Source organism: Pseudomonas sp. B111, from assembly GCF_026428275.1.
GTDB classification, from domain to species: domain Bacteria; phylum Pseudomonadota; class Gammaproteobacteria; order Pseudomonadales; family Pseudomonadaceae; genus Pseudomonas; species Pseudomonas aeruginosa.
Window position 1 is genome coordinate 3,885,152 of sequence record NZ_CP097857.1, and the last position, 25,104, is coordinate 3,910,255.

Sequence of the window (25,104 nt, forward strand, 5' to 3'; positions counted from 1 at the left end):
TGATCAAGCCAATACGCCGGTCTGGCGCATGGCCTGACGCAGCGGCTCGTGGCAACGCGGGCTGAGCCAGGTCAGGGGCAGGCGGATGCCCTCGGGGATCAGACCCATCTCATGCAGGGCCCACTTCACCGGAATGGGGTTGGATTCGATGAACAACGCCTTGTGCAGCGGCATCAGGCGGTCGTTGATGGCGCGCGCGGCAGCGGCGTCGCCGCGCATGGCGGCGGCGCACAGGTCGCTCATGGCGCGCGGCGCGACGTTGGCGGTCACGGAGATGTTGCCCTTGCCACCCAGCAGCATCAGCTCGACGGCAGTGGCGTCGTCGCCGGAATAGACGAGGAAGTCCTTGCCGACGCGCTCGATGACTTCCTTGGCGCGTTGCAGGTCGCCAGTGGCCTCCTTGATGCCGATGATGTTCGGCACCTTGGACAGGCGCTCGACGGTCTCCGGAAGCATGTCGCAGGAGGTACGCCCGGGCACGTTGTAGAGGATCTGCGGGATCGCAACGGCTTCGGCGATATGGCGGAAGTGCTGGTACATGCCTTCCTGGGTCGGCTTGTTGTAGTACGGCGTCACCAGCAGGCAGGCGTCGGCGCCGCCGCTTTTCGCGGCCTCGGTCAGCGCCACCGCCTCGCGGGTGGAGTTGGCGCCGGTGCCGGCGATCACCGGGATGCGGCCCTTGATCTGGTCGACCACGCGACGGATCACCTGGATGTGCTCTTCCACGTCCAGCGTGGCCGATTCACCGGTGGTGCCGACGGCGACGATGGCGTTGGTGCCTTCCTGCAGGTGGAAGTCCACCAACTTGGCGAGGCTGTCCCAGTCCAGTCGACCCTGAGCATCGAAGGGGGTGACCAGTGCCACCATACTGCCCGCAATCATGCAACCGCTCCTGCCGCGAAATTAAAGCGGTAATGGTACTGTCGGCGGCAGGCCTTGCACAAGACGAGCGCCACCTCGTCGGAAGCCGCTGACAGGCGGCAGACGTTTCCCTCGGCGGCGCTTTTCGCTACCCTTCCCGCTTTAGGTACGGCCCGTGCCGCCAGCGTATTCCAGGAAAGTTGAATGTCCACCAGCCAACCCCGCGAACAATTCCTTCTGATCAGCGCCCTCGGCCCCAATCCGATGGAGCTGACCACCCTGCTCTGCCGCGCCTGCGTCGAGAGCCGCTGCGCCGTGGTCAGCAGCCGCCTGACCCGCCACGGAGAGTTCAGCGCCCTGGTGCTGCAGATCTCCGGAAGCTGGGATGCCCTCGCCCGCCTCGAGGGCAGCCTGCCGGCCCTCACCAAGCGCGGCGACATCACCCTCAGCATGACCCGCAGCAACGCCCACGTGACCCGCGCCCAGGCGTTGCCTTACGTGGCCTATGTCAGCGCGGTGTATCGCCCGGACATCCTCAACGAACTCTGCCAGTTTTTCATCGACCACAACATCGAGCTGGAGAACCTGACCTGCGACACCTACCAGGCGCCGCACACCAACACCACCATGCTCAACGCCACGATTACCGTGACACTGCCCGCCGGCACCCAGATCAGCTGGCTGCGCGACCAGTTCCTGGACTTCGCCGACGCCCTGAACCTGGATGCCCTGATCGAACCCTGGCGCCCCCAACACCCCTGAGGAGCCGAGCCATGCCGGTCGCAATCGACAACCCCGTACCCGACTTCACCGCCCCCGCAACCAGCGGCAAGGAGGTGACCCTGTCCGCGCTGAAGGGCAAGCAGGTCGTCCTGTACTTCTACCCGAAGGACAGCACTCCCGGTTGCACCACCGAGGGCCAGGGCTTCCGCGACCAGTACGCGGCGTTCCAGAAGGCCAATACCGAGGTCTTCGGCATCTCCCGCGACGGCCTGAAGTCCCACGAGAACTTCAAGTGCAAACAGGAATTCCCCTTCGAGCTGATCAGCGACAAGGATGAAGCGGTCTGCCAGCTGTTCGACGTGATCAAGCTGAAGAAGCTCTACGGCAAGGAATACATGGGCGTCGACCGCAGCACCTTCCTGATCGATAGGGACGGCGTACTGCGCCAGGAGTGGCGCGGCGTGAAGGTGCCCGGGCATGTCGACGCGGTTCTCGCCGCCGCCCAGGCGCTCAACGGCGCCTGAGCCCCGCCCCGAAAAAAAAGGCCGCATCCGCGGCCTTTTTCATTTTTCATGCGGCCGATGCTATCGCGTGGCTGCCAGAGTCTCGGGAAGGTCCTTGGGCCAGGCATCCAGCACCGCTTTCACCAGGGTCGCCAGGGGGATCGCGAAGAACACGCCCCAGAAGCCCCAGAGCCCGCCGAACAGCAACACCGCGCAGATGATCGCCACCGGGTGCAGGTTCACCGCCTCGGAGAACAGCAGCGGCACCAGCACGTTGCCATCCAGCGCCTGGATGATCGCGTGGGCCACCATCAGATAGATGAACTGGTCGCCCCAACCCCACTGGAAGAAAGCGATCATCGCCACCGGTACGCTCACCACCACCGCGCCGATGTACGGCACCACCACCGACAGGCCGACCAGCAGGGCCAGCAGCGCCGCGTAATTGAGCCCCAGGTAGGCGAAGGCGATGTAGGTCACCGCGCCGGTAATGACGATCTCGATGACCTTGCCGCGAATGTAATTGGCGATCTGCTGGTTCATCTCGGCCCAGACCTGTTTCATCAGCCCGCGCTCGCGCGGCAGGTAGCGGTGGAACCAGGTATGGAAGCGCTTCTTGTCCTTGAGGAAGAAGAACACCAGGATCGGCACCAGCACCAGGTAGATCATGACGTTCACCACCACCGGCAGGCTGGCCAGCGACGAGGTCAGCGCCCACTGGCCGATCTGGCCGAATTCGCCGCGCGCGGTCTCGATGGCCTTGAGCACCTGCTCCTCGCTGATCAGGCTGGGATAGCGCTCGGGCAGCATCAGCAGCACGCTCTGCCATTCGCCGAGCATCCGCGGCAGTTCGTTGAACAGGGTGAACAATTGCTGCCAGAGCAGCGGCAGCAGGACCACCAGGAACAGCGCCAGCAAGCCGAGGAACAGGCTGTAGACCAGCCACACGGCGAACAGGTGCGGCACCCGGAAGCGTTCCAGCATGCCGACCACGCCCTGGATCAGGAAGGCGATCACCATCGCCGCCAGTACCGGCGCGAGCATCCCGCCGAAGGCGAGGATGACGCTGAAGCCGAGCACCAGCATGATCGCCAGCACCACGGCCTCCTCGTCGGAGAAGTAGCGCTGCATCCAGTCGCGTAACACCTTGATCATCGGAAATCCTGAATCGGAACGGCGAAGGCTCCGCTAACGCTTGCGCAGCCAGTATCGATAGACGCCTTCGGCGGCCTCTTCGCGCAGCAGTTCATGGCCGGCGAGCTGGGCGAAGGCCCGGAAGTCTCGCTGCGACCCGGCATCGGTGGCGATCACCTTGAGCACCCCGCCGCTGGGCAGGCGGTTCAGCTCCAGCTTGGCCTTTAGCAGGGGCAGCGGACAATTGAGACCACTGGCATCCAGCTCCGCGTCACATACCAGGGGGGATGAATCGTTATCCGTCATGACAGCCTCTCCCGAAGGGCCGACAAGCATACCCAAGCCTATCCGCCGCTGGCCAGTTGAAACGGCGCTCGAAGTCCAACAGCTTCGGGTCTCGGGCAGATACCTAGGCAGTGCCGATAACCAACGGCTAAAGTAAGGCCTTTGCCAACCTGAGCCTCCTGCATGAATGTACTGCGCCCTGCCCTGTTGACGCTCGCCTGCATGCTCGCTTCGCCGGTCATGTCGGACGATCTGCCCTCCCTGGGCGACGCATCTTCCTCGATCGTTTCGCCGGAGCAGGAGTTCCAGCTGGGCCGCGCCTGGCTGAGCATGCTGCGCAACCAGGTCGATGCGATCTCCGACCCGCAGCTCAAGGACTTCGTCGAAAGCAGCGTCTACCGGCTGGCCGAAACCAGCGACCTGCAGGACCACCGGCTGGCCTTCATCCTCATCCGCGACGCACAGATCAACGCCTTCGCCGCGCCCGGCGGCGTGATCGGGGTCAACGGCGGGCTACTGCTCAACGCCCAGACCGAAGGCGAGTATGCCGCGGTGCTGGCCCACGAACTCGGCCACCTGATCCAGCGCCACTTCGCCCGCGGCATCGAGGCACAGCAGCGCATGCAACTGCCGGTGATGGCAGCGATGCTCGCCGGCATCGTCGCCGCGGCCGCCGGCGCAGGGGATGCGGGTATCGCGGCGATCGCCGGGACCCAGGCGGCGGCGATCCAGAACCAGTTGCGCTTTTCCCGGCAGAACGAGCAGGAAGCCGACCGCGTCGGCGTCACCAACATGGTTCGCGCCGGTTACGATCCGCGCTCGATGCCGAACATGTTCGAGCGCCTGGCGCGGCAGTATCGCTACGACGGCAAGCCGCCGGAGTTCCTCCTCACCCACCCGGTCACCGAATCGCGTATCGCCGACACCCGCAACCGCGCCGAACAGTATCCCCAGGGCGGCAAGGAAGACAGCCTGCGCTACCAGCAGATGCGCGCGCGCACTCAGTTGCTCTTCGAGGAAACCCCGGGGATGGCCGGCAAGCGCTTCCGCGCCATGCTCAACGACAATCCCAAGCTGGATGCCGCGCGCTACGGACTGGCCATCTCGCAGACGCGCATCGGCCAGCTCAACGATGCCCGTGACAACCTCAGGCAATTGCTGGCGAAGGCACCCAACGACGTGGCCTACAACCTGGCCCAGGTCGAGTTGGACATCACCGCCAACCGCCTGCCGGATGCCGACCAGCGGTTGAAGAAGATGCTCGCCCAGTTCCCCAGCAGCTACCCGCTGAAACAGGTGCGCGCCGACCTGATGCTGAAGATGAGCAAGCCGCAGGAATCGGAGAAGATCCTCGACGACCTGAGCAAGGCGCGGCCGCTGGACCCGGATGTCTGGAACCGCCTGGCCGAGGTGCGCAGCCTGACCAACAACGCCATCGGCGTGCACCAGGCCCGGGCCGAGTACCTGTCTCTGACCGGCGACTACCAGGCCGCCATCGAGCAGCTCGATTTCGCCAAGCGCCGCGCTGGCGGCAACTTCCAACTGGCTGCACGACTCGACGCTCGTCAGCAGGAAATTCGCCAGCAGGAAAAGATGGTCAAGGAAATGTTCCGCTGAGCGGCATATCCGAGGAAAAACACCCGGCGAAGCTCATCGAAACAGGGGGTTGGGCGAACAACCGCACCGCGCTTACTCGCCCTACGCAGCGGGACGCCCTCGCCAGGATCAGGCGTTCCCGGCCTGGCGCAGGCGCGCGGCCTGGGTGAAGTCGAGCATGCGCTTCAGCGGACGGACCGCCCGCGGGATCAACGCCGGGTCGACGAAGATTTCCCCGCTGCCCTCGCGCAGGCAGGCCAGGGTCCGCTCGAGCGTGTTCATCGCCATCCACGGGCAGTGCGCGCAACTGCGGCAGGCGGCGCCGTTGCCGGCGGTGGGGGCCTCGATGAAATCCTTGTCCGGGCACAGCTGCTGCATCTTGTAGAAGATGCCGCGATCGGTGGCGACGATGAAGGTCTTGTTCGGCAGGGTCTGCGCGGCCTTGATCAACTGGCTGGTCGAGCCCACGGCATCGGCCAGCGCGACCACGCTTTCCGGCGATTCGGGGTGGACCAGGATGGCGGCGTCAGGGTAGAGCGCCTTCATGTCTTCCAACTGCTTGGCCTTGAACTCCTCGTGGACGATGCAGGCGCCGTCCCAGAGCAGCATGTCGGCCCCCGTCTCGCGCTGGATGTAGCGTCCCAGGTGCTGGTCCGGTGCCCAGAGGATAGGCTCGCCGTTGTCCATCAGGTGTTCGACGATCTCCACCGCGCAACTGGAGGTCACGACCCAGTCGGCGCGTGCCTTCACCGCCGCGGAGGTGTTCGCATAGACCACCACGGTCCGTTCCGGGTGCTGGTCGCAGAATGCCGAGAATTCATCCACCGGGCAGCCCAGGTCGAGCGAGCAGGTCGCTTCGAGGGTCGGCATCAGCACGCGCTTCTCAGGGTTGAGGATCTTCGCCGTCTCGCCCATGAAGCGCACCCCGGCCACGACCACCGTCTGCGCCGGATGCTGGTTGCCGAAACGGGCCATCTCCAGCGAATCGGATACGCAACCGCCGGTCTCCTCGGCCAACGCCTGGATCACCGGATCGCAGTAGTAATGCGCCACCAGTACCGCGTTCTGCGCCTTCAGTTCGGCCGCGATCGCCGCGCGATGCTCGGCGCTCTCCTGCTCGCTCAACACGCGGGGTTGCTTGGCGGCCAGGTGGGCCTGGACCAGGAGTCGTTCGGAAATGTGCGTCATAGTCGCTACACCTGAAGGCGCAACAGCGCGTCTCTCGATTTTATACCCGGCGGCAGGCTGGACCGCCGGGAGCTGACGATTGCAGGTTTCGGGCACGGCACCCGCGACACCCTCGAGCGAAGCTCGGGGTATCCGCCTGCAAGGCCGCGGATTCTAACCGCATAGGTCGCGCCAGGGCCATCCCGGCGTCCGTACCGGCCTGGCCGGTGGCTACGCTAACAAAAGACATAGGTTTCGGTCGTTAGACCTACGCGACATAATTTTTTCGTTTCTTAGAACCGTCCCTAGCTCGGCTCGCTCCACGACCGAACACGACATGCCGGCATACCAGCGTTAATACTTTGGTATTAGGCACTTGGTATTAGCGTTAAATAACCGGTAAATATCCGGATTTTCTTTTCGTCGAATTTACGAGCAATATGAAACATATTTCGTTGAAATAAGCTCTTCTTTCACATAATTATAAAAATATCCTGAAACAGAGCCGTCATCCCTCACCTCCAAAACGACGACTCCCCGTGCCGTGCGCCCGCCGCGCAGAAAGCGAGCCGGCGGCCGATTCCACCCTCGCACGCCAGCCCTTGCGCTTCACTGACCGACGGGAGGTTTCCCCGATGAAAACGTCATCCAGAAGACAAGTTGAAACACTCGGGCGCTATCTATCGAGTCCTCGACGCTTCTTCCACAGTAGCGGCAACCTGACCCGATCAAGGGAAGCGGCACGCGCCACCCAATAAAAGGAATAAGGGATGCCTATTCATAACCTGAATCACGTGAACATGTTCCTCCAGGTCATCGCCTCCGGTTCGATTTCCTCCGCTGCGCGGATCCTGCGCAAGTCGCACACCGCGGTCAGCTCGGCGGTCAGCAACCTGGAAATCGACCTGTGCGTGGAGCTGGTCCGTCGGGACGGCTACAAGGTCGAACCCACCGAGCAGGCGCTTCGCCTGATCCCTTACATGCGCAGCCTGCTGAACTACCAGCAGCTGATCGGCGACATCGCCTTCAATCTCAACAAGGGTCCGCGCAATCTCCGGGTGCTGCTGGACACCGCCATCCCGCCGTCGTTCTGCGATACGGTGAGCAGCGTACTGCTCGACGATTTCAACATGGTCAGCCTGATACGCACCTCGCCCGCCGATAGCCTGGCGACGATCAAGCAGGACAACGCGGAAATCGATATCGCCATCACCATCGACGAGGAACTGAAGATCTCCCGCTTCAACCAGTGCGTGCTCGGCTACACCAAGGCGTTCGTCGTCGCCCATCCGCAGCACCCGTTGTGCAATGCCTCCCTGCACAGCATCGCGAGCCTGGCCAATTACCGGCAGATCAGCCTCGGCAGCCGCTCCGGGCAGCATTCGAACCTGCTGCGGCCGGTCAGCGACAAGGTGCTCTTCGTGGAAAACTTCGACGACATGCTGCGTCTGGTGGAAGCCGGCGTCGGATGGGGCATCGCGCCGCATTATTTCGTCGAGGAACGCCTGCGCAACGGTACCCTGGCAGTCCTCAGCGAACTCTACGAACCGGGCGGCATCGACACCAAGGTGTATTGCTACTACAACACCGCGCTGGAATCCGAGCGCAGCTTCCTGCGCTTTCTCGAAAGCGCCCGCCAGCGCCTGCGCGAACTCGGCCGCCAGCGTTTCGACGATGCGCCGGCCTGGCAACCGAGCATCGTCGAAACGGCGCAGCGCCGCTCAGGCCCGAAGGCGCTCGCGTACCGCCAGCGCGCCGCACCAGAGTAGAGCGTTCTCCAGCAGACGCTGGCCGTGGGTGGTGAGAATCGACTCGGGATGGAACTGCAAGCCCAGCTGTCGATTGCGCGGATCGGCCATCGCCATGATCTCACCATCGGCATCGGCCAGGCAGTCGAAACCTTCCGGCAGGCGACTGACCACCAGCGAGTGGTAGCGCGCGACGCGCAGGTCAGCGATGCCGTCGAACAGCGGGTGATGCTGATCGAAACGCAGGGACGTGCTCTTGCCATGCAGCGGTTTCCTCGCCTCGCCCACCGCGCCACCGGCGGCCAGCGCCAGCGCCTGGTGGCCGAGGCAGACGCCGAGCACCGGCAAGCGCCCGCGGGCCCAGGCGAGCAATTCCAGCATGCAGCCGGCGTCTTCCGGCCGACCGGGCCCCGGCGACAGCACCAACAGTTCGCAACCGTCGGCCAGCAATGCCGCCTGGATCGTCGGCAACGGCGTATCGTTGCGCATCACCCGGACCTCCGCGCCGAGCAGGCAGAACTGCTCAACCAGGTTGTAGGTGAAGGAATCGAAGTTATCCAACAGCGTGATGCGCATCGCGCTCTCCCCTTTCGCGTTCGGCAGCGGCCACGGCGGTCAGCACCGCCAGCGCCTTGTTGCGGGTTTCCTCGGCCTCCAGCCGTGGATCCGAATCCAGCACCACGCCGGCGCCTGCCCGGACCCGCGCGATACCTTCGCGGACCTCGGCGGAGCGGATGACGATGCTGGTATCGAGGTTGCCGGCGCTGTCGAGAATGCCGATCGCGCCACCGTAGCTGCCGCGATAGCCATCCTCGTACTGCCGCAGCAACTGCATGGCACGGACCTTCGGCGCACCGACCAGGGTGCCCATGTTCAGGCAGGCACGGTAGGCATGCAGCGCATCCAGTTCGCCATGCAGTTCGCCAGCCACGCGCGAGACCAGGTGCATCACGTGGCTGTAGCGATCGACCTTGAGCATGTCGCGCACCTGCCGCGTACCGCTGCGGCAGACCCGCGCCAGATCGTTGCGCGCCAGGTCGACCAGCATCATGTGCTCGGCGATCTCCTTGGCGTCCAGGCGCAACTCCGCTTCCAGGCGATTGTCCAGTTCCGCATCGATGGCGCCCCGGGCATCGCGTCCGCGCGGGCGAGTGCCGGCGATGGGGTAGAGTTCCACCTCGCGACTCTCCGCGTCGTACTTCAATGCCGACTCCGGCGAAGCGCCGAACAGGCAGAAGTCCCCCGCATCGAGGAAGAAGCGGTACGGGCTGGGGTTGCGCAGGCACAACTGGCGATAGGCCCGCCAGGGGTCCGCGCACGGCATGCTGAAGCTGCGCGACGGTACGATCTGGAACACGTCGCCGGCCCTCACGTGGGCCTGCAGGCGCTCCACCTGGCGAGCAAAGCTCGCATCGTCCAGGTCGACCTGGTAGTTGCCGGCCCGTACGCCTGCCACCGGCGACTCGGAAGCCTCCTCCACGGCGCCATGGAATTCGTCGGCACACTGGCGCAGGCTGGCGGCCAACCGGTCGTGCCCGGCCGGATCGTGGACGAACGCCTGCAGCGAAGTCCGGCGCGCCAGGTGATCGATATCCAGCAGCAACTCCGGCACCAGGAACAGGTAGTCCGGGCAATGCCGCGCAGGTTCGGCCGGCGCCGGCAAGGGTTCGAACTGCTCGGCCAGGTCGAAACTGAACAGGCCGCCCAGCAGCGCAGGCTCCTCCGCGTCGCCCAGCGTTCCGAGCACGCGGCGCAGCGCCTCCAGGCTGGACAGGCCATGCAGGCGTCGCCACTCGTCCGCATGCGGCTCTTCCTGGGGGAAGCGCCAGTGCAGGGTGTCGCCGTCACGCAAGCAGGTGACCTGGGCCGGACAGGCCTCGCTCAACGGTGCCAGCAAGGCGCGTCCATTGGCGTTCAACGCCCGCAGCACTACATCGCGCCCCCAGCACTCGATGCGCAGGCAGCTGGAAAGGATCGCCACGCTACGCCGCGCAGCCTTGCTGTCCACGTCGAAGCAGTCGAACAGCATCCGGTTGGCGCCGGCCATGCGCCAGATCGACAGCGCCTCCGGCACCAGCGTGCGGTACTCCAGACTTTCTTCCAGTCGATAGCCAACCTCGCTCACGAGCCATCTCCCCGCGCCCATGGGCGACTGGCCTGCGCGACGCTAGCGCGCAACGGCATGTTCATCATCGATAACCCCCTTTTCCCCCAATTGCGACCGCTGCCGTCGGCGGCGATCACCGCAATGGATGTCCCGCCTCAGTCCAGAGGCAGCGCCTGACGGGAGAGAATCTCCAGCATCCGGCGCATGCTCCCCAGGTGCAGTTCGCCGGGCAGGAAGTCGACGCTCTGCCCACCCCAGGCGCGGTGCAGCTCCTCGCTCAGTTCGTCGAGGGACTCGCCCATGGACTGGCGCCAGAGCAACCGCCGGCACAGGCGCAGACACTCGGTATAGGCCGACTCGGCCCCATCCGCGGCCAGCCGCCCCCGCAGCAGGCCGCCGTGTCCCGGGATCAGTTGCAGCAGGGTCGGCAGACGCTGCAGACGTTCCAGGGACTCCAGGTAAGCCTCCATGTCGTCGAACACCAGCGGCCGCCACACCCCCTCTGCCTCGTCGAACTCGCCCAGGGCATCGCCGCAGAACAGGCGTCGGCGTCGCACGTCGTAGAAAACCACGTGATCGTCGCTGTGGCCGTGGGCCTCTATGACCTGCAGGCGATGCCGCGGTCCCAGCTCCAGCCACTCGCCGTCGGCCACCGCGCGAACCGGCAGAGCGTCCCAGGCACAGGCCTCGGGCAACCGCTGCTCCGCACGCAACAGTTGCCGGTTCAAGCGCTCGACCACCCGCACCGCGCTTTCCGACTTCCAGGCCTGGCAGGTCCGCTCGGACGCCAGGACCTGTACGTTCGGCAGCCGCGGACACAGGTAGGGCAGCAGGCCGCAGTGGTCGTAGTGCTTGTGGGTGATCAGCCAGTAGTGCACCTGGGACGGATCGGCGACCCAGCGGCACAGGTCCGCCCAAACCAATTCGGCATCCCGGCTGATCCCTCCTTCAACCAGCGCCCAGCTCGCCTCACCGAGACGCAGCAGAAACACCGGCACCTGGACGTCCCCCAACAGGCACAGGTCATCATCCAGTTGACCGGGAGCCGAAAGCCTCAACATGGCCGGTTCACCTCCTTAGGTTTACGGTACAGCGCCGCGCCCCAGGTCGCGCCGGAACCGTAGGTCAGGACCAGCACCCGCTGTCCGGGCTGGATGTCCGGCCAGAACATCGCCAGCGTGACCGGGGTCGAGGCCGAAGCCATGTTGCCCAGACGATCCACGGTCACCGCGAACTTGTGCTGGGGAATGCCCAGTTGCTCCTGCACCGCATCGAGGATGCGCAGGTTCGGTTGATGGCAGATCACATGGTCGATGTCGTCCAAGGTCAGCTCATGGGCCACGAGCATTTCGCCGGCGATCCGTACCAGGGTCTGGCTGGCATGCTCGAACATCGGCCGGCCGCGCATGAGGAACTCGCCCCCGCCCTCGCGCAGGACGTTCTCATCGAGGAAGGTCGGCGAGGCACTACCCGGCGCCGCGGTCATCAGCAGGTCGAAGTAGTTGCCGTCGGCGCCCAGGCGCAGGTCCAGCAGTCCGTCTTCGAGACTCTCGCCGGCGCTGACCACCACCGCGCCGGCACCGTCGCCGAGCAGGATCGACAGGTTGCGGCCGCGGTCCGAACAGTCCATGCGCTTGGACAGCACCTCGCCGCAGACCACCAGGACATGCCGTGCCAGCCCGGCGAGGATCTGCCCGCGAGCCATCTGCAAGCCGTACAGCAACCCGCTGCACTGTGCCCGGATATCCAGCACCGGGATGTGCCGCAGGCCCAGCAGCGGCTGGATCAGGCAGGCCTGGGACGGGTCGTGGTGGTCCGGCGACAGGGTGTTCACCAGCAACAGGTCGATGTCCTCCGGCAGCAGCCCGGCAGCCTCGATGGCCTGGCGCGCCGCCGGTACCATCAGCGCGCTGACCGCCTGTTCCGGCTCGACGTGATAGCGGGTGCGTACGCCGGTGCGTTCAACGATGAACTCATCCGACGTGTTGATGCGCCCTACCAGGTCATGATTGCTGACCTGGCGTTTCGGCAGGCTGAAACCCAGCCCGGCCAGGATCGGATTACCCATGTACAGCCCTCCTCGGACACCGTGGTTCAACATGGCGATGCCTCAGCACACCAGCACCTCGCCCAATTGCCAGACCTGGGCGGCGAAACCCCAGCCGGTGGCTGCGCCGGCCATGACGATACGATCGCCGGGGCGGATCTTGCCCTCGCGCAGGCCGGTCATCAGGGTGTACGGGATGGAAACGGAGATCATCACGCCGGTATCGCCCATCGTCAGCTGGTACTGCTCCGGACGGGCACCGATGCCCTCGGCCCAGGCCTTGACCAGGAACGGCGCTGGCTGGTGGAAGACGAAATAATCGATGTCATCGCTGCCCAGGCCGGCCTTTTCCAACGCCCGGCGCATCGCGATCGGCACGTTGGTCGGGACGAAGCTGGCCATCTTGTTCTGGCCGTCGCTGAACAACGAGAAATACAGCCGCGGCTTGGCCTCGCCGGTCGGGTTTTCCGGCAGGCGCCAGCGACCGGTGGCCACTTCATAGAACGTGGCGTCGCTGTGTTCGGCCGAAGCCAGCAGATCGCAGCTGTCGTCGTCGCCGCGGGTCAGCAGGGCCACCGCGCAGCCATCGGCGAACAGGGTCGAGGTACGCGAGGTGAAGTCGAGCAGGTTGGAGATGTACTCGCTGCACACCACCAGCACTTTCTCGGCCTTGCCCTGGCGGATCATGCTCGCTGCCAGGCGCAGGTTGAGCAGGAAGCTGGCGCACTCCATCTGCGAATCCAATGGCAGCGCCCGGCTCAGGCCGAGCTGCTTGGACAGCACGTTGGCCATGCGCGGATAGAGACGCCCGCGCAGGTCCGGCAGGACATCGCCGGCGTCGGTCATGATCGGCGAGGAAGCCGAACAGATCAGCATGTCCACGCTATCCGGCGCGGTATCGCTGCTGCGCAGCAGGCGCTCGGCGGCCCGGACCACCAGGCTGAACTCGTTCTCACCGTTCCGCGGGTCGAAATAGCCCCGCCGATTGACGCCCCAGAATTGCCACCAGGACTCGCTGAGGTCCGGTACCGCAGCGAACACCGGATCGTCGTTTTCGTAGCTGCGAGCCGGAAGTTCACAGGTGATCGCTGCCAGTTTGACCTTATGCATGAGCTTCTCCCGCCAGTTCCAGGGTCACGCCCTCCACCACCATGCCGAACGGATCGAAGCTGATCAGCAGCAGTTCATCCAGACGGTCGCGCTGTGCCGCGCGCAGTTGCGACGCCAGTTCGAACGGCCCCAGGCAACGACCATCGGGCCGTCCCTGGCCGAACCATTCCTCGCGCACCCAGTTCAGTTGCGGGAAGTCCCCGGCCAGACGGGTGAATCCGGCGCGTACCGCTTCGGGCAATCCAGGTTGGGCCGGCAGGTTGAGGTGTCCCTTGACGTCGCCTACCTGGCGAATATCGGTATTCAGCGGAATGCTCAGCGGCAGCCATTCCTGCGCCGGATCACCGCCCAGCGCACCGCGACGGAACGCGGCCTTGCCGGTCGGCCGGCAGAGCAGCGCCAGGGCGCCGTCGGCAAGGGCGAAGCCAGACTCGCTGTCCACTTCCAATCCCTGGCTGGATTCGCCGCGCACGACCAGGACGTTGCGATAGCCCTGGTCGCTGGCGAGGGTATCGACCACGTAGAGGGCGCGAGCCAGGCTCGAGTCGGTGAGGTCGAAGACATGGGCGCGATTCGCGCCGAGGATCTTCTGCAACGGATGGCCGATCTTCGGCGCCATGATGTCGCGGTTCTCGATCAGATGGTCGGGAGACAGGGCGAGGCCGACGATCAGGTCGATCTCCTCGGGCTTGACCGCCGCCTCGTCCAGGGCTTCGCGAACCGCCGGCAGCAAGCGCTGCATCAGCATCTCGTCGCCCTGGGCGCGAGGGCGTTCGCCTCCCAGCGGCCCCTCCAGACACACATAGGATGGGGGCAGGTTCACCCCCACAGCCTGAATCAACATGCCCGTTCCTCCGGAAGGTTGTCGTGATAAAGGGTGTCGGCCAGGTGGCGCAGCTCGGCGCGCGCCAACTTGCCGTTGTCGTTGCGCGGCAAGGCCGGCAGCACATGCAATTGGCTAGGCAGCATGTGTGAGGGAATCTGTTCGGCGAGATGCTGGTCGATGCGCTGCGCCAGCAGGATCTGGTTGTCGTCCAGCGGAGTGGCCAGGGTGACGAACAGGGTCGGACGCAAGCCGTCGTGCAGCCGGCAGGTAGGAACCAGAACCGCCTCGCTCACTTCCGGCAGATGACGGCAGATCGCCTGCTCGACCTGGGTCGGCACCACCCAGCGGCCATTCACCTTGAACAGATCGTCTTCCCGCCCACAGTGGCGGTAGGCACCCGACTCGTCGCGCTCGAACAGGTCGCCGGTGCGATACCAGCCACCTGCGAAGCGCGCCTGCTGCTCTTCGCTGGCCCGCCAGTAACCCGGACTCAGCCCAGGGCCACGCACCAACAGCACGCCTTGCTGGCCCGCTTCCTCGATAGTGTGTCCTTCGCGGTCCACCAGCCGGCACTCATAGCCAGGCAACGGCAGCCCGGTGCTGTCGGCACGCGCCTGCCCCGGGCGGTTGGCGAGGAACACATGGCCGACCTCGGTAGCCCCGATGCCGTCGCAGATCTCCAGCCCGTGCGCGGCCCAGAATTCGAACTCGCTGCGCGGCAGCGGCGAGCCGGCGGAAAACGCCAGGCGCACGCTGCTCAACAGCGCCCTGGCCTGCGCACGCAGCGAGGCATAGATGGCTGGCACCCCAAACAGGACCCGGGGGCGGAAGGCGACCAGGTTCTCCAGGACCCGCTCCGGGCTCGGCCAGGTATCGTCGAGCAGCGCCGAGGCTCCGCTGAACCAGGGAAAGAACAGGCTGTTGCCCATGCCATAGCCAAAGAACATCTTGGGAATCGAATACAGCCGGTCTCCCGCCTGCAATGCCAGCAACTCCGTAGCGAACGCCCGGCAGAAACCGAGCGTGTTGCGCAGGCTGTGCATCACCCCCTTGGGCGCCCCGGTGGAACCCGAGGTGTATTGCAGGAAACAGGCTGCCGCCGGGTCCTGGCGATGGAAGGCACTCCAATCGAGGTCCGCAGGACCGACCAGCGCGTCCAGCGAGAAATCGTCGAGCAAAGGGCGACCGGCGGCCGCACGCAGGGTCAAGGGCGCCAAAGGACCGCTCAGCGACGGTGCATCGGCTTCACGCACCACCAGGCTGGCCTGGCAGTCGGCAGCGATATCGGCCAGGGCCTGCTCGCGGGACTTGGGATTGATCACGGCGGGAATGGCGCCGACCGCGATGCAGGCCAGGAACAGGCAGGCCAGCGAAGGCGAGTCGTTCAACGCCAGCACCACGCGATCGCCGGGCTTGAGCAGGCGGGCCAGTTGGCTGGCCTGGGAGAGAATGTAGGTCCGGCATTGCAGCCGGCTGAGAGTCTGGCCCCGATAGTGATAAACGGCGGTATCGGGATCGAAATCGAGGCGGAACAGAACCTCGGTCAGGTTGGCCAATGTGGACATGACAGAACGTTCCCTCTTCAGCGATATGCATCCGGATCAGGAGATACCTGAGCCAGAGCGCTTGCTTTGTCAGGAACGGGAAACTAGCGGCGCTGGGCGAAGCGCGATATTCGGAGTCCGAACGAAAAAGTTTCGGGGAGAAGAACCACGGGCTTCGTAGGCCGCGGCAATCGGCGCGATCCAAACCGCGAGAAATTTGGCACACCCACCGGGCTGCGCGGGATCCGAGAACGGCAACCAAGCAAGAAGGGCGGCAGCCTTTTTACGCAAGAGCCCATTGGCCAGACAAAAACCGTTACAACCCTTGCTCGAGGCCTCGTCCGAACCCATGAGATGGCAAACCAATGACAACCCACTTTGCTCGGCAAATCGCCTCCCAGATCTCACAGTTCGAGGCGCTCGGCCTGGGCTCCAAGGGGGCGACGGCATGCCTGGAAGCAGGCGGCCATCCATCGGGCCGATAGCGCTCCGCCCCGCCTCGCCTGCCATTTGCAGGCTTCCCTGTTGAAATCCCATTGCGTAGTACACTGGGCGAGCCTGCCGAAGAGGACACCTACATGCCCCATAGCTACAGGAAAATGGAATCGCCGGTCGGGACACTGACCCTGGTAGCCAGGGACGATGCCTTTCTGGTCGCGATTCTTTGGCAGCATGAGCGTCCCAACCGAGTACCGCTGGACGAGATGCGGCTCTCCGAGGACAGCTCCCTCCTGGCGGAAACCGAACGCCAGTTGCGGGAATATTTTTCCGGCAAACGTTCCCGGTTCGAACTCCCGCTCGACTTCCAAGGTACCGAATTTCAGAAAAAGGTCTGGTCCGCCCTGCTCACCATTCCATTCGGCGAGACCCGCAGCTATACGGAAATAGCCGTGCAGATCGGCAGCCCCAACGCAGTACGGGCGGTTGGAGCCGCCAACGGACGGAACCCACTGTCCATTGTTGCACCTTGCCATAGGGTGATCGGAGCCTCTGGCGGCCTCACCGGTTTCGCCGGTGGGTTGGCCGCCAAGCAGTGGTTGCTGCGTTTGGAAACCCGAGGCAGGACACCAGACCTGTTGAGCATGATCGAGGACGAGTGAGCTGCCGCTTGCCCTCGCGCCCGGTGTTCACCGGAAAAATCCTCGCCTTTTGACTTGACCCGACTGCAGCGGGGACATTTCAGATCGAGGACCGACGGCAACTGAGCGCAACTCGTTCGTACGTCAGGTCCTTGTTCCTGGGCGGCAACTGATAGTCGACGGAACAGGAGCCATCGCTCCAGCGAATGGACAGGCGCCCCTGGTCCTCGATACCGAACACCAGCAAACGGGACAGGTTGTCGACCATTCCCACGACCCGCTCTTCCTTGTCGTATGCCTGTGCACCGAAGGGAATCTTTCCTCCAGACTCCATGCTCAGGACGAACTGCACCCGCCGACCGGACTCCGCGGAGAAACGCTTGGCAACCACGGCGCCCCGGGTCGGCACGGCCATTTGCGTGCTGTCGCTGATCTCGGTATCGCTTCCAAGGGTATTGGTATCCAGGTTCACCCAGTTGTAACGATAGGGTTGCATGTAGGGGAGCACGGCATAGCCACGGCCGTCGGTGCGAACCGAAGAGTAGCCGTCGAGGCCGACGCCGCCAACCTCCGGAACCTCCACCAGGCCGAACGTTTCCCCCACCGGCTGGCCGAAAGTCACTCCCCCCGGATGCACCACTACCGAACCGCTTGCTCCCAGGTTGATCTGCTTGTTGTCGCGCCCCTGGCTGTAATTGGCGGACAACTTGGCCTTGGACGTGTCCCAACCCAGGCCGACGCTGCCGGAGTTGCCGCCGTCCTTGCTGTAGTTGGCCTGTGCGCTGTAGTTGAACGCATTGGCTTCATCCAGGTATCCGGAGATACCGGTGTTCAGACTCGAATCACCATGCTGTGAACTCACGGCATTGGCATATACCTGACTGGAGCGTGCGCTACCGCCCAAGGGGATGCTGACGGAGGCCGTGAACTGGGTATCGGAGCGCCCGAACGACCCCGTCTCCTGGGTACGGGAAACCGCCAGGCTGTAGCTCGCGCGCTTGATGCCGCTGCTGAAGCCGAACTGCACGCGACGGCTGCTGCCGGGGCGATTCCAATATGTGGTTTCGCCCGCCGTGAGATAGAGCGAACTGCGTCGGAACAGCGTCTGGTTCACCGTCAGGTCTATGCGGCTCTTCTGCCGACTGGAACTTGAGCCATAGAGGTAGCTCTCGTCGGACATGTCGTCGATATGCTGGCTGAGAGTACGGTAGCCTTCCGTGGAATAGCGATAGCCCACCACGGTAAAGCTGGTTTCGGTGGCGTTGATGGTCTTGGAATAGAGAAGCCGCAGACTCTGCCCCTGGTTGCGCCCACCCCGTCGCGTGCGGGACTGGCTATGGGTCACGTCCGCAGAAAGACCGCCCAGGGGCGTGTTGAAGCCGAGGCCCAGGTTGGTGGCATTGTACTTCTCCGCAGCCAGCAGGCCGCCAAAGCCGGTAACCCTGTCGGACAAGCCATACACAGCCGATCCCTGGAGCAGGTTGACCGACGGCTGGCCGTCATTATGGTATTCACCGGCGGCCAGGCCATAGCGCAGGTTCCCCTTGCGGGTCATGACCGGCAGGTAGGAATAGGACTGCTTGAAGGACCGCTGGCGTCCGTCCGCCTCGATGATCTTGACCTCCAGGTCGCCATTGGAGCCGCTGGGATAGATGTCGGTGATCTCGAACGCACCGGGCGGTACGTTGGTGGAATAGATCACGAAGCCATTCTGACTCACCTCGACCGTCGCATTGGTTTCAGCGATACCGCGCACCACCGGGGTATAGCTGATCTCGTTGTCGGGCAGCATGCCGATATCGGATTGCAGTTGCACGCCGCGCATACGCACGCTCTCGAAAGCATCCCCCTGAGCGGAGGTATACAACTCGCCGAGGGACAAGGTCCCCTTCAAGGCCCGAATGTCACGTTCCACATAGGTACGGTTGCTACTGAACTTGTTGCGCATGCCGGTACCTCCGCTCAGGGAAGAGTCGTTGCGCAGGCGCCAGCCAAACAGGTTGAAGCCGTTGCGCAGACCCAGGTAGCGGTAATCGCTGTTCTGGCCAAAATTGGTGTTGCGCGTGAAGTTGGCCTGGTAGTTGGAAAACAACGCGGTGACGCCGTCATCCCAAAGAGAGGGATCCACATAGCCACGCGAGTGCCGCTGTACATACAGCTGTGGAATGCTGACCAGCAGGGAAAGGCTGTTGACGTCGAACTCTACGGATGCACCGGGGATGAGTTCGGCGACATTCAGGGGCGTATTGTTTTCCAGGTTGGCCGGAATGAGCTTGTCCCGAGTCAGCCGGGCGATATCGACCCCGATCTCCTTGAGCAGGCCCATCCGAATGATCGGGCGAACGCTTCCGGTTTCGGGATCGGCACTGAATACGACATCTTCGCGCCGGATCATGATCTGGTTCAAATGAATGTCGACGCTGTAAGTGCCGGGCGACACCGAGTTGCCGTTCTCGAAATACTTCAGTTCAACGGGCGCCCCGCCCTCGTTGTTCAGGAACTCGGCGTTGAATTCCACCGCGAAAGTTACGGCAGGCAAAGCCAATCCCAAGGCCACGAGACAGGAAGACCTGGAATAGACGGACACCTTGAGGTCGAACCTTTTCCTAAATATGGCCACGCGAATATTCCTTGGACTAATTTCCGACAAACCGGAAAAACCCATCCATAGGGGAAGTTAAGAGCAGCTCTTCTGCCCTTCTGCTCTTCTGAGCTTCAGTCGGATAAGGAGCTGGAATGTTTATCGAGGCCGCCATAGTCATTTACGCTCTGGAACTCGATCTTTCCAGAAACGCCGGGGGGAGTTCCCTTGATTTCGAATCGGCGACTCGACTTCGGCGCGACCATGTCGGCATCAACGACATAGGAGGCATTGCCAGCTTTTAATTTCACGTTGGCGAAAGAGACATGAAATGCAGTATCGTTGGAAACTTCGACAACCGACTTGCCACCCTGCCGAACAAGACGCCAGATCAACTTTCCAGGCGCTTCGGCGGAAGTTCCCGACAAGTTATCGGGGCGGTAGAAGACCTTGATACGCTGGCGCAAAGCTATCTGCAACGTATTAGCCGACGCAGATTTTTGCGGAATTTCCTGGACGTTCAGGCGGAATACGGATTCCCTGTCGCTCGGCAAGCCTTCCCCTTGAAACAGGATACGCAGGGTTTGCTGCTTGTTGCCTCCCAAACGACTTAGGGCAGGCGTGATGGCAAACGGGACCTCGCGATTATCTGCCCCATTATCAGCCTCTACCCAGGATTGAATCATCACGTCCTTGGAAGCCTGGTTCCTGACCAAGATTGCAGCCTCCTTGGCAGGCGCCTGCAGAACGACCCGGGTTCCTCCCAGTGTGATTCCCGCATTGGCAAGGGTGGAAAAAAGCAAAAGGATGCCACCCCAGATAACTCTGGAAGAAAATGGATATTTCATGACGAACTCACACCTCATGGAGCGGGGTATATACATACCCCGCCCATGTAGCAGAACTTAGTTGTATTCCAGGGTGAAGGGCAGGGAGCCGTTGGCAACACCTGCCGTAGCGGCCGCAGCGCCAGACTTTACGTAAGCAGCCCGCAGATTCAGATTGGCGCTGTAAAGGGTGATGTCTTGGCCTTCGCCATCTTTTTCAACCCTGGAATTCAAGGGTGCATCAATGGTCTCGTTCGCCGACAGGTTCAGCAGCTTGCCATCGGAACCATAGATGCCAATACCGACGCCAGTGGCAGTGGAGTCTTTACCAAGCTTCAGCAGGCTTTCGTTGTGCGAATCGATGCCGGTACCGGACATCGGGTCGAACTTCAGCTTCACGGTGGTCAGACCGGTACCGGTCTTGCCACAGTCCAGGTTCAGATTCAGGCTGGTACCACCAGCGATGCTGCCGCCCGCGGTGCCGCTCAGCGAGTCGATGCTGATCTTGCCGAGGTTTACGTCGATGGTCTGGTTGCCCGCTGCACCGCCAACGGTGGTGCCAGCACCTCCAGTGATGCTGCAAGCGGCCGCGGTGATTTCACCTTTGAAATTGATGGTGCCGTCTGCCGCCATGGCATTGCCGACGACCAGGCTGGCTACTGCGGCAGCCAGAATGCTTTTCATGGAAATGGACACGATTGAGCTTCCTTTTGACAGTGAAAGTGTTGCGATTTTTGAACTCTATAAGAGCCAGCAACATTCTCCGAAAAGCCGAATAGAACGACAACGAAGCACTTCCCAGGCAATCGTGTGAAACTTCCCCAGTGCTTGTATGAAGTTTCCTACAAGCGCCAAAAACCTCGTAGTTAAAAACCCTCCGACACCACAAGCTCGCTGCCACCAACAGCCAAAGACAATGAACGATCCGAAAGAAGCGCCATCAGCTTCGATAGCGCCTCTTATATGGAAGAATGAAAAACCAAGACAAATCAAAGCAAACCCAGCAAGTACCCAATTACCCCATTGCCCCAGCAGCAAACGCGGAGCTTATGGGTTCGAGAAATCCATGCTGGGGAATAGAGGCGATTCAGGTTATGGAGAGACCTGAACAGCTTCTGAAAGTTCTATCCGTCCCGATCTCTAGAGCCTTGCCAATTCGGTTGAGATACTGATTTCGAACGCACTTAGTTTGCCTTCCAATGAAGAGGCCAGATTGGCTATCCGCTCGGAAGACTCCGATGGGTTCTGGCAAGCCTTTTCAAGGCAGGAACAAGACTCGACCAATAGGCTGCTGCCCACCACCCTCGCAGCCCCTTTTATCCTGTGCGCAAGTTCGGCCACTCCTTGCAGGTCTGCGAGTTCAAGCAATTCCGCCAACCGAGTACGATCATCCCGACTGCTGGCCAATAAAGTTTCCAGCAACCGCCGCAATGCAGCCGGCTCGCCGCCGGTAATGGCCTCCAGCGAACGAATGTCGAAAAGACTTTCCATCGGCGATTCCGAACCAAGCGCTTTCATACAGACTCCATCGATATGCTTAAAGGAAGGTCACTGCGCATTGCGCTGTCCCGCCTGCGGGACTCCAGGCATCCGTAGAACGACAAGGCCGTATATGCCGTCCGGGCCAGTTATCCGCAAGCAGCATAAGGGAATTGCCTCCGCCTCTGCCGTCCAAACAGGGGAGCATCGCTTGTTGCGCCTCATCGAACGGCCCCAAACGGCCCTGGAAACGCTCATGGCCGGCACGGAGTCTACCTTTGCCAGCCGACCGCAGCCGGCCCGACCGCTCGTTTCGGGGAGGGAAACTCCTACGGTAAGTCTGTGCGAAGAGGCGTCATCAGTTGCGACCGCCTAACGGTTCGAAGTGTAGTGGTCAACCCATCCCGGACAGTGGGTTGAGTTTTTCTTCGGCCACCGCAGGTGGTAACCCGTCGTTGAATTGATGCGGCCTGATCCAGTTGTAGCGGTGCATCAAGTAATGACTGATGTCCCGTTGGGCCTCCTGCGCCGTCAGGTAACCCGTTGACGGGACCCACTCCGACTTCAGACTGCGGAACAGGCGCTCCATCGGCGAGTTATCCCAGCAATTCCCACGACGGCTCATGCTCTGCTGCATCCGATAGCGCCAGAGCCGTTGCCGAAACAGGCGGCTGGCGTACTGGCTGCCCTGGTCTGAATGGAACAGCACCTGCTGTGGCCTGCCGCGCTGTTCGTAGGCCATGTCCAGGGCCTTGATCACCAGTTCGGCATCCGGCTTGGCCGAGAACGCCCAGCCGATCACCCGCCGGGTATGCAGATCCAGCACCGCGGCCAGGTAGTGCCAACGGCCTTGCGCCCAGACGTAGGTGATGTCGCCACACCACACCTGATTGGGATGCTCGGTCGCGAATTTGCGGTTCAGCCGATTCGGGATATCCGGCCGCTCAACCGTGGCCTGTTTGTAGGCGTGCGAGCCCGGTTGCTTGCTGACCAGGCCCAGCTCACGCATCAACCGACGCACTCGGAAACGGCCGATGGTCACGCCCTCTTCGCGCAGCATGCCCAGAATGCTGCGGCTGCCGGCCGAGCCCCGACTCTGGCTGAACAACTGGTTGACTTGGCTGCGTAGCGCCACGCGGCGAGCATCGACACGCCGCCGTCGAAGACGGTGGACGTAGTAGCAAGACCGCGCCACATCGAAAGCTGAACAGACCACTTCCACCGACTCCTGCTCACTCAACTGGTCTATCAGCGCGTACGATCGAGTTCGTCCGACATCAAGAGAGCGGTAGCCTTTTTTAATATCGCTTTCTCCCGCTCCAATCGGTTGATCCGGGCTTCCAGCTCCTGGATCTTTTGCTGCTCAGGCGTCAACGCCTTGCTCTTCGGGGTCACACCCTGGCGCTCCGCCTCGAGCTGCTTCACCCAATGGCGCAAGGCCGAATCCACCACCCCCAGCGAACGGCAGGCGTCGATATGGCTGTAGCCTTGGTCCAACACCAGGGCCGCGGCCTCTCGTTTGAACTCGGCGGAAAACGTACGTCGTTGCTTGCTCATCAGACACCTCTCTCACGGCGAGGATTCTCGCCTAAATCGGTGTCCGGGATCAGTAGACCACTACAAAGCGAACCTGGCAGTGGAGCCATCGCTGCGACACGCGAACCTGGGTTACGCGCATGTGTTGGAAAGCGACGGTCGCAACCAGGGTTTGATGAACCACTATTGGCGTGCACAGGCATACGAGGAAGACGCAGGGAACACCTGGTTGAAAACCAGCTCTACAGATCATCGAGCAGCGAGGGTTCTATCTATGGCACAACCATTGGACGGCTCGCACGACGCGGACCACCCGAAGGCCGAAAAAACGGAAGGAAAGGTGCCATCGGTCAGCGATCCCAGGGCGCTTGCCCATCTTCTGGAATTGATACTGTCCACCGCCCAGGCCGGTCTCGCCTTTTCCAAGGACCGCTTCGACATCGGACGCTTTCGCGCGCTCCAGCATGCCGTCGCCGAATTCATCGCCAGCGACCAGGGGGTAGCGTACGAACGGGTCGAGAACTGGATCGCCCTGGACAGCCACTACCCGACCCCGAAACTGGACGTCCGTGCGTTGATCCTCGACTCGCAACAGCGGGTCCTGCTGGTCCGCGAGGCCTCGGATGGTCGCTGGACCCTACCGGGCGGCTGGTGCGACGTAAACGAGTCGCCGGCAGATGCGGTAGTTCGCGAAACCCAGGAAGAGAGCGGACTGGAAGTCCGAGCGATACGCCTGTTGGCATTGCTGGACAAGCACAAGCATCCCCACCCTCCCCAACTGCCGCATGCGTTGAAAGCTTTCTTCTTCTGCCACGTCACCGGTGGCAGGCTTCAGCAACAAACGGACGAAACGTCGGCGGCCGAGTACTTTCCGGTGGACGCCTTGCCGCCGCTTTCCGAGCACCGGGTACTGGCCTCGCAGATCCAGACGTTATGGCAGCGAATCCGCGCAGGAACGCCAGAGGCGCTTTTCGACTAGGCTGCAGACCTCATGGAGTCATCGCGCGGCAGACGGCCTGACCCCAACGGCGTCCAGCAGGCGCACCCGGCAGATCGACCGACCAGCCGATGAGCGCCTGCCGCCCTCCCCCATCGCCGGCAGCTTGACGCCGCCAACAGCGGTGCAGCGTGCCTTCCGAGCAGTAAAGCCAGCCCGTCGTTCTCGCTCGAATGCGTGCCGGAGCGCACCCGAGGCGTCAGCCGCCCGACCATCCCGAACGTGCCGATAGAGCAAGCTCCGAGCGAGTTTCCCCCGCTTCGTCCATAGCTCATCCGTGCTAGTCGACCCTCACCTTGGGATGCACCTATGATTCGTCCCTTGGATGACCCTCCGCGGTCGGGAACAAGACATTCAAGGACGAACTCATGGGCAAACCATTCCTTCATGCTCGGCGCTGGCTGCTGCCGCTCGCCTTCATCTGCACGGCAACGACTGCGGTCGCCGAAAGCACCGGCGACTACTGGATCGTCTACGGCAAGGGCGAACGCTACAACAACGAGGTATTCGTCGCCAACGCCACCGGCATCTTGCAGCAACCCAAAGGTATCCAGTCGGCGCAGATCATCCAGCTATTCGAAGACCGGTCGATGCCGACGCTGACGGCCTACGAGGTCCAGTTCAAGTGCAAGGAGCGCAGGGTTCGCTTCGACAACGCGCGTGCCATGCGCCGCATCGACAACGTCATCACCAACGTGAAAACCGTCGACGGCTGGATCGACCCGGAGAAATACGATTATTGGCTGCAACGCTCGTTCGCCTTCGTCTGCGCCCCGGCCATCCGCGACAACAACCAGATGTTGCCGCTGGGCAAGATGCCCATTGCGCGCATGGTGCAGACCGTCCAGGCAATGTTCGTCGAACTGCAGGGCGTCCAGGCCAAGAAACAGACCATGCGCGATCTGGATGCGATGCTCGGCAACGAGTAGAAATGAAGGAAGGCGGCTTGCCGCC

23 protein-coding genes are annotated in these 25,104 nt (G+C 62.8%); 7 read left to right on the forward strand and 16 right to left on the reverse strand.

The window, feature by feature from the left end; all coding sequences use genetic code 11:
- Positions 1-3: 3 nt before the first annotated feature.
- Positions 4-882 (reverse strand): 4-hydroxy-tetrahydrodipicolinate synthase, encoded by an 879-nt coding sequence (gene dapA, locus M6E97_RS18040; RefSeq protein WP_023910412.1) that lies wholly within the window; start codon positions 880-882, stop codon positions 4-6.
- A 183-nt stretch (positions 883-1,065) separates the two neighbouring features.
- Between dapA and M6E97_RS18045 the strand changes: the two genes are divergently transcribed.
- Together M6E97_RS18045 and M6E97_RS18050 are read left to right on the forward strand one after the other, a co-directional pair.
- Positions 1,066-1,623: a glycine cleavage system protein R gene (locus tag M6E97_RS18045; protein WP_003086267.1), complete on the forward strand. Its 558-nt coding sequence runs from the start codon at positions 1,066-1,068 to the stop codon at positions 1,621-1,623.
- 11 nt (positions 1,624-1,634) lie between these two features.
- Positions 1,635-2,108: a peroxiredoxin gene (locus M6E97_RS18050; protein ID WP_009315359.1), complete on the forward strand. Its 474-nt coding sequence runs from the start codon at positions 1,635-1,637 to the stop codon at positions 2,106-2,108.
- 60 nt (positions 2,109-2,168) lie between these two features.
- Here M6E97_RS18050 and M6E97_RS18055 read toward each other — a convergent pair whose 3' ends face one another.
- Positions 2,169-3,242: an AI-2E family transporter gene (locus M6E97_RS18055; RefSeq protein ID WP_003086260.1), complete on the reverse strand. Its 1,074-nt coding sequence runs from the start codon at positions 3,240-3,242 to the stop codon at positions 2,169-2,171.
- Positions 3,243-3,275: 33 nt separating this feature from the next.
- Positions 3,276-3,527: a sulfurtransferase TusA family protein gene (locus M6E97_RS18060; RefSeq protein WP_003086258.1), complete on the reverse strand. Its 252-nt coding sequence runs from the start codon at positions 3,525-3,527 to the stop codon at positions 3,276-3,278.
- 162 nt (positions 3,528-3,689) lie between these two features.
- Between M6E97_RS18060 and M6E97_RS18065 the strand changes: the two genes are divergently transcribed.
- Positions 3,690-5,123, forward strand: coding sequence for a tetratricopeptide repeat protein (locus tag M6E97_RS18065; protein WP_003086256.1), 1,434 nt, complete (start codon positions 3,690-3,692; stop codon positions 5,121-5,123).
- A 108-nt stretch (positions 5,124-5,231) separates the two neighbouring features.
- Here M6E97_RS18065 and nadA read toward each other — a convergent pair whose 3' ends face one another.
- Positions 5,232-6,290, reverse strand: coding sequence for a quinolinate synthase NadA (nadA, locus tag M6E97_RS18070; protein WP_003112547.1), 1,059 nt, complete (start codon positions 6,288-6,290; stop codon positions 5,232-5,234).
- A gap of 749 nt (positions 6,291-7,039) precedes the next feature.
- Between nadA and mvfR the strand changes: the two genes are divergently transcribed.
- Positions 7,040-8,038 (forward strand): multiple virulence factor transcriptional regulator MvfR, encoded by a 999-nt coding sequence (gene mvfR / locus M6E97_RS18075; protein ID WP_003108614.1) that lies wholly within the window; start codon positions 7,040-7,042, stop codon positions 8,036-8,038.
- Here mvfR and phnB read toward each other — a convergent pair.
- The 7 genes from phnB to pqsA form a co-directional block, all read right to left on the reverse strand.
- Entirely contained in the window at positions 7,991-8,593 is a 603-nt protein-coding gene (gene phnB, locus M6E97_RS18080) for an anthranilate synthase component II (RefSeq protein ID WP_003086250.1), read from the reverse strand. The two genes, mvfR and phnB, sit on opposite strands and share 48 nt — an antisense overlap.
- The gene (locus M6E97_RS18085) at positions 8,571-10,163 is read right to left on the reverse strand and encodes an anthranilate synthase component 1 (protein WP_023099870.1); all 1,593 of its coding nucleotides are present in this window, start codon (positions 10,161-10,163) and stop codon (positions 8,571-8,573) included. The genes phnB and M6E97_RS18085 overlap by 23 nt, the downstream gene beginning before the upstream one ends.
- 116 nt (positions 10,164-10,279) lie before the next feature.
- Positions 10,280-11,185: a 2-aminobenzoylacetyl-CoA thioesterase PqsE gene (pqsE, locus tag M6E97_RS18090; RefSeq protein WP_003086247.1), complete on the reverse strand. Its 906-nt coding sequence runs from the start codon at positions 11,183-11,185 to the stop codon at positions 10,280-10,282.
- Positions 11,179-12,192 (reverse strand): anthraniloyl-CoA anthraniloyltransferase, encoded by a 1,014-nt coding sequence (gene pqsD, locus M6E97_RS18095; RefSeq protein WP_033939225.1) that lies wholly within the window; start codon positions 12,190-12,192, stop codon positions 11,179-11,181. Before pqsD ends, pqsE begins: the two co-directional genes overlap by 7 nt.
- 42 nt (positions 12,193-12,234) lie before the next feature.
- Entirely contained in the window at positions 12,235-13,281 is a 1,047-nt protein-coding gene (gene pqsC / locus M6E97_RS18100; RefSeq protein WP_003108612.1) for a 2-heptyl-4(1H)-quinolone synthase subunit PqsC, read from the reverse strand.
- Positions 13,274-14,125 (reverse strand): 2-heptyl-4(1H)-quinolone synthase subunit PqsB, encoded by an 852-nt coding sequence (gene pqsB, locus M6E97_RS18105; RefSeq protein WP_003140753.1) that lies wholly within the window; start codon positions 14,123-14,125, stop codon positions 13,274-13,276. The genes pqsC and pqsB overlap by 8 nt, the downstream gene beginning before the upstream one ends.
- A complete protein-coding gene (pqsA, locus tag M6E97_RS18110) occupies positions 14,119-15,672 on the reverse strand; it encodes an anthranilate--CoA ligase (protein WP_033939223.1) in 1,554 nt (517 codons plus the stop codon). Before pqsA ends, pqsB begins: the two co-directional genes overlap by 7 nt.
- Positions 15,673-16,229: 557 nt before the next feature.
- Between pqsA and M6E97_RS18115 the strand changes: the two genes are divergently transcribed.
- Positions 16,230-16,751, forward strand: a complete 522-nt coding sequence (locus tag M6E97_RS18115; protein WP_003086236.1) for a methylated-DNA--[protein]-cysteine S-methyltransferase — start codon at positions 16,230-16,232, stop codon at positions 16,749-16,751.
- Positions 16,752-16,830: 79 nt separating this feature from the next.
- Here M6E97_RS18115 and M6E97_RS18120 read toward each other — a convergent pair whose 3' ends face one another.
- From M6E97_RS18120 to M6E97_RS18140, 5 genes are all read right to left on the reverse strand, one after another.
- Positions 16,831-19,350: a fimbria/pilus outer membrane usher protein gene (locus tag M6E97_RS18120; protein WP_033939220.1), complete on the reverse strand. Its 2,520-nt coding sequence runs from the start codon at positions 19,348-19,350 to the stop codon at positions 16,831-16,833.
- 95 nt (positions 19,351-19,445) lie between these two features.
- Entirely contained in the window at positions 19,446-20,159 is a 714-nt protein-coding gene (locus M6E97_RS18125; RefSeq protein ID WP_009315348.1) for a molecular chaperone, read from the reverse strand.
- 57 nt (positions 20,160-20,216) lie between these two features.
- Positions 20,217-20,834: a fimbrial protein gene (locus tag M6E97_RS18130; RefSeq protein ID WP_003086231.1), complete on the reverse strand. Its 618-nt coding sequence runs from the start codon at positions 20,832-20,834 to the stop codon at positions 20,217-20,219.
- Between the two features lie 444 nt (positions 20,835-21,278).
- Positions 21,279-21,656, reverse strand: a complete 378-nt coding sequence (locus M6E97_RS18135; RefSeq protein WP_003134050.1) for an Hpt domain-containing protein — start codon at positions 21,654-21,656, stop codon at positions 21,279-21,281.
- 355 nt (positions 21,657-22,011) lie between these two features.
- Positions 22,012-23,174, reverse strand: a protein-coding gene (locus M6E97_RS18140; RefSeq protein ID WP_126457156.1) for an IS3 family transposase whose coding sequence is annotated in 2 segments (ribosomal slippage) — positions 22,012-22,919 and positions 22,919-23,174 — 1,164 coding nt in all. Because the reading frame shifts where the segments join, the coding sequence is not laid out codon by codon here.
- Between the two features lie 319 nt (positions 23,175-23,493).
- On the opposite strand from M6E97_RS18140, the gene M6E97_RS18145 reads away from it, so the two are divergent.
- Positions 23,494-24,132 carry an NUDIX hydrolase gene (locus tag M6E97_RS18145; RefSeq protein WP_003086228.1) on the forward strand — a complete coding sequence of 213 codons (639 nt, stop codon included), beginning with the start codon at positions 23,494-23,496 and terminating at the stop codon, positions 24,130-24,132.
- Between the two features lie 386 nt (positions 24,133-24,518).
- Positions 24,519-25,079: a hypothetical protein gene (locus tag M6E97_RS18150; protein ID WP_003108605.1), complete on the forward strand. Its 561-nt coding sequence runs from the start codon at positions 24,519-24,521 to the stop codon at positions 25,077-25,079.
- Positions 25,080-25,104 lie beyond the last annotated feature (25 nt).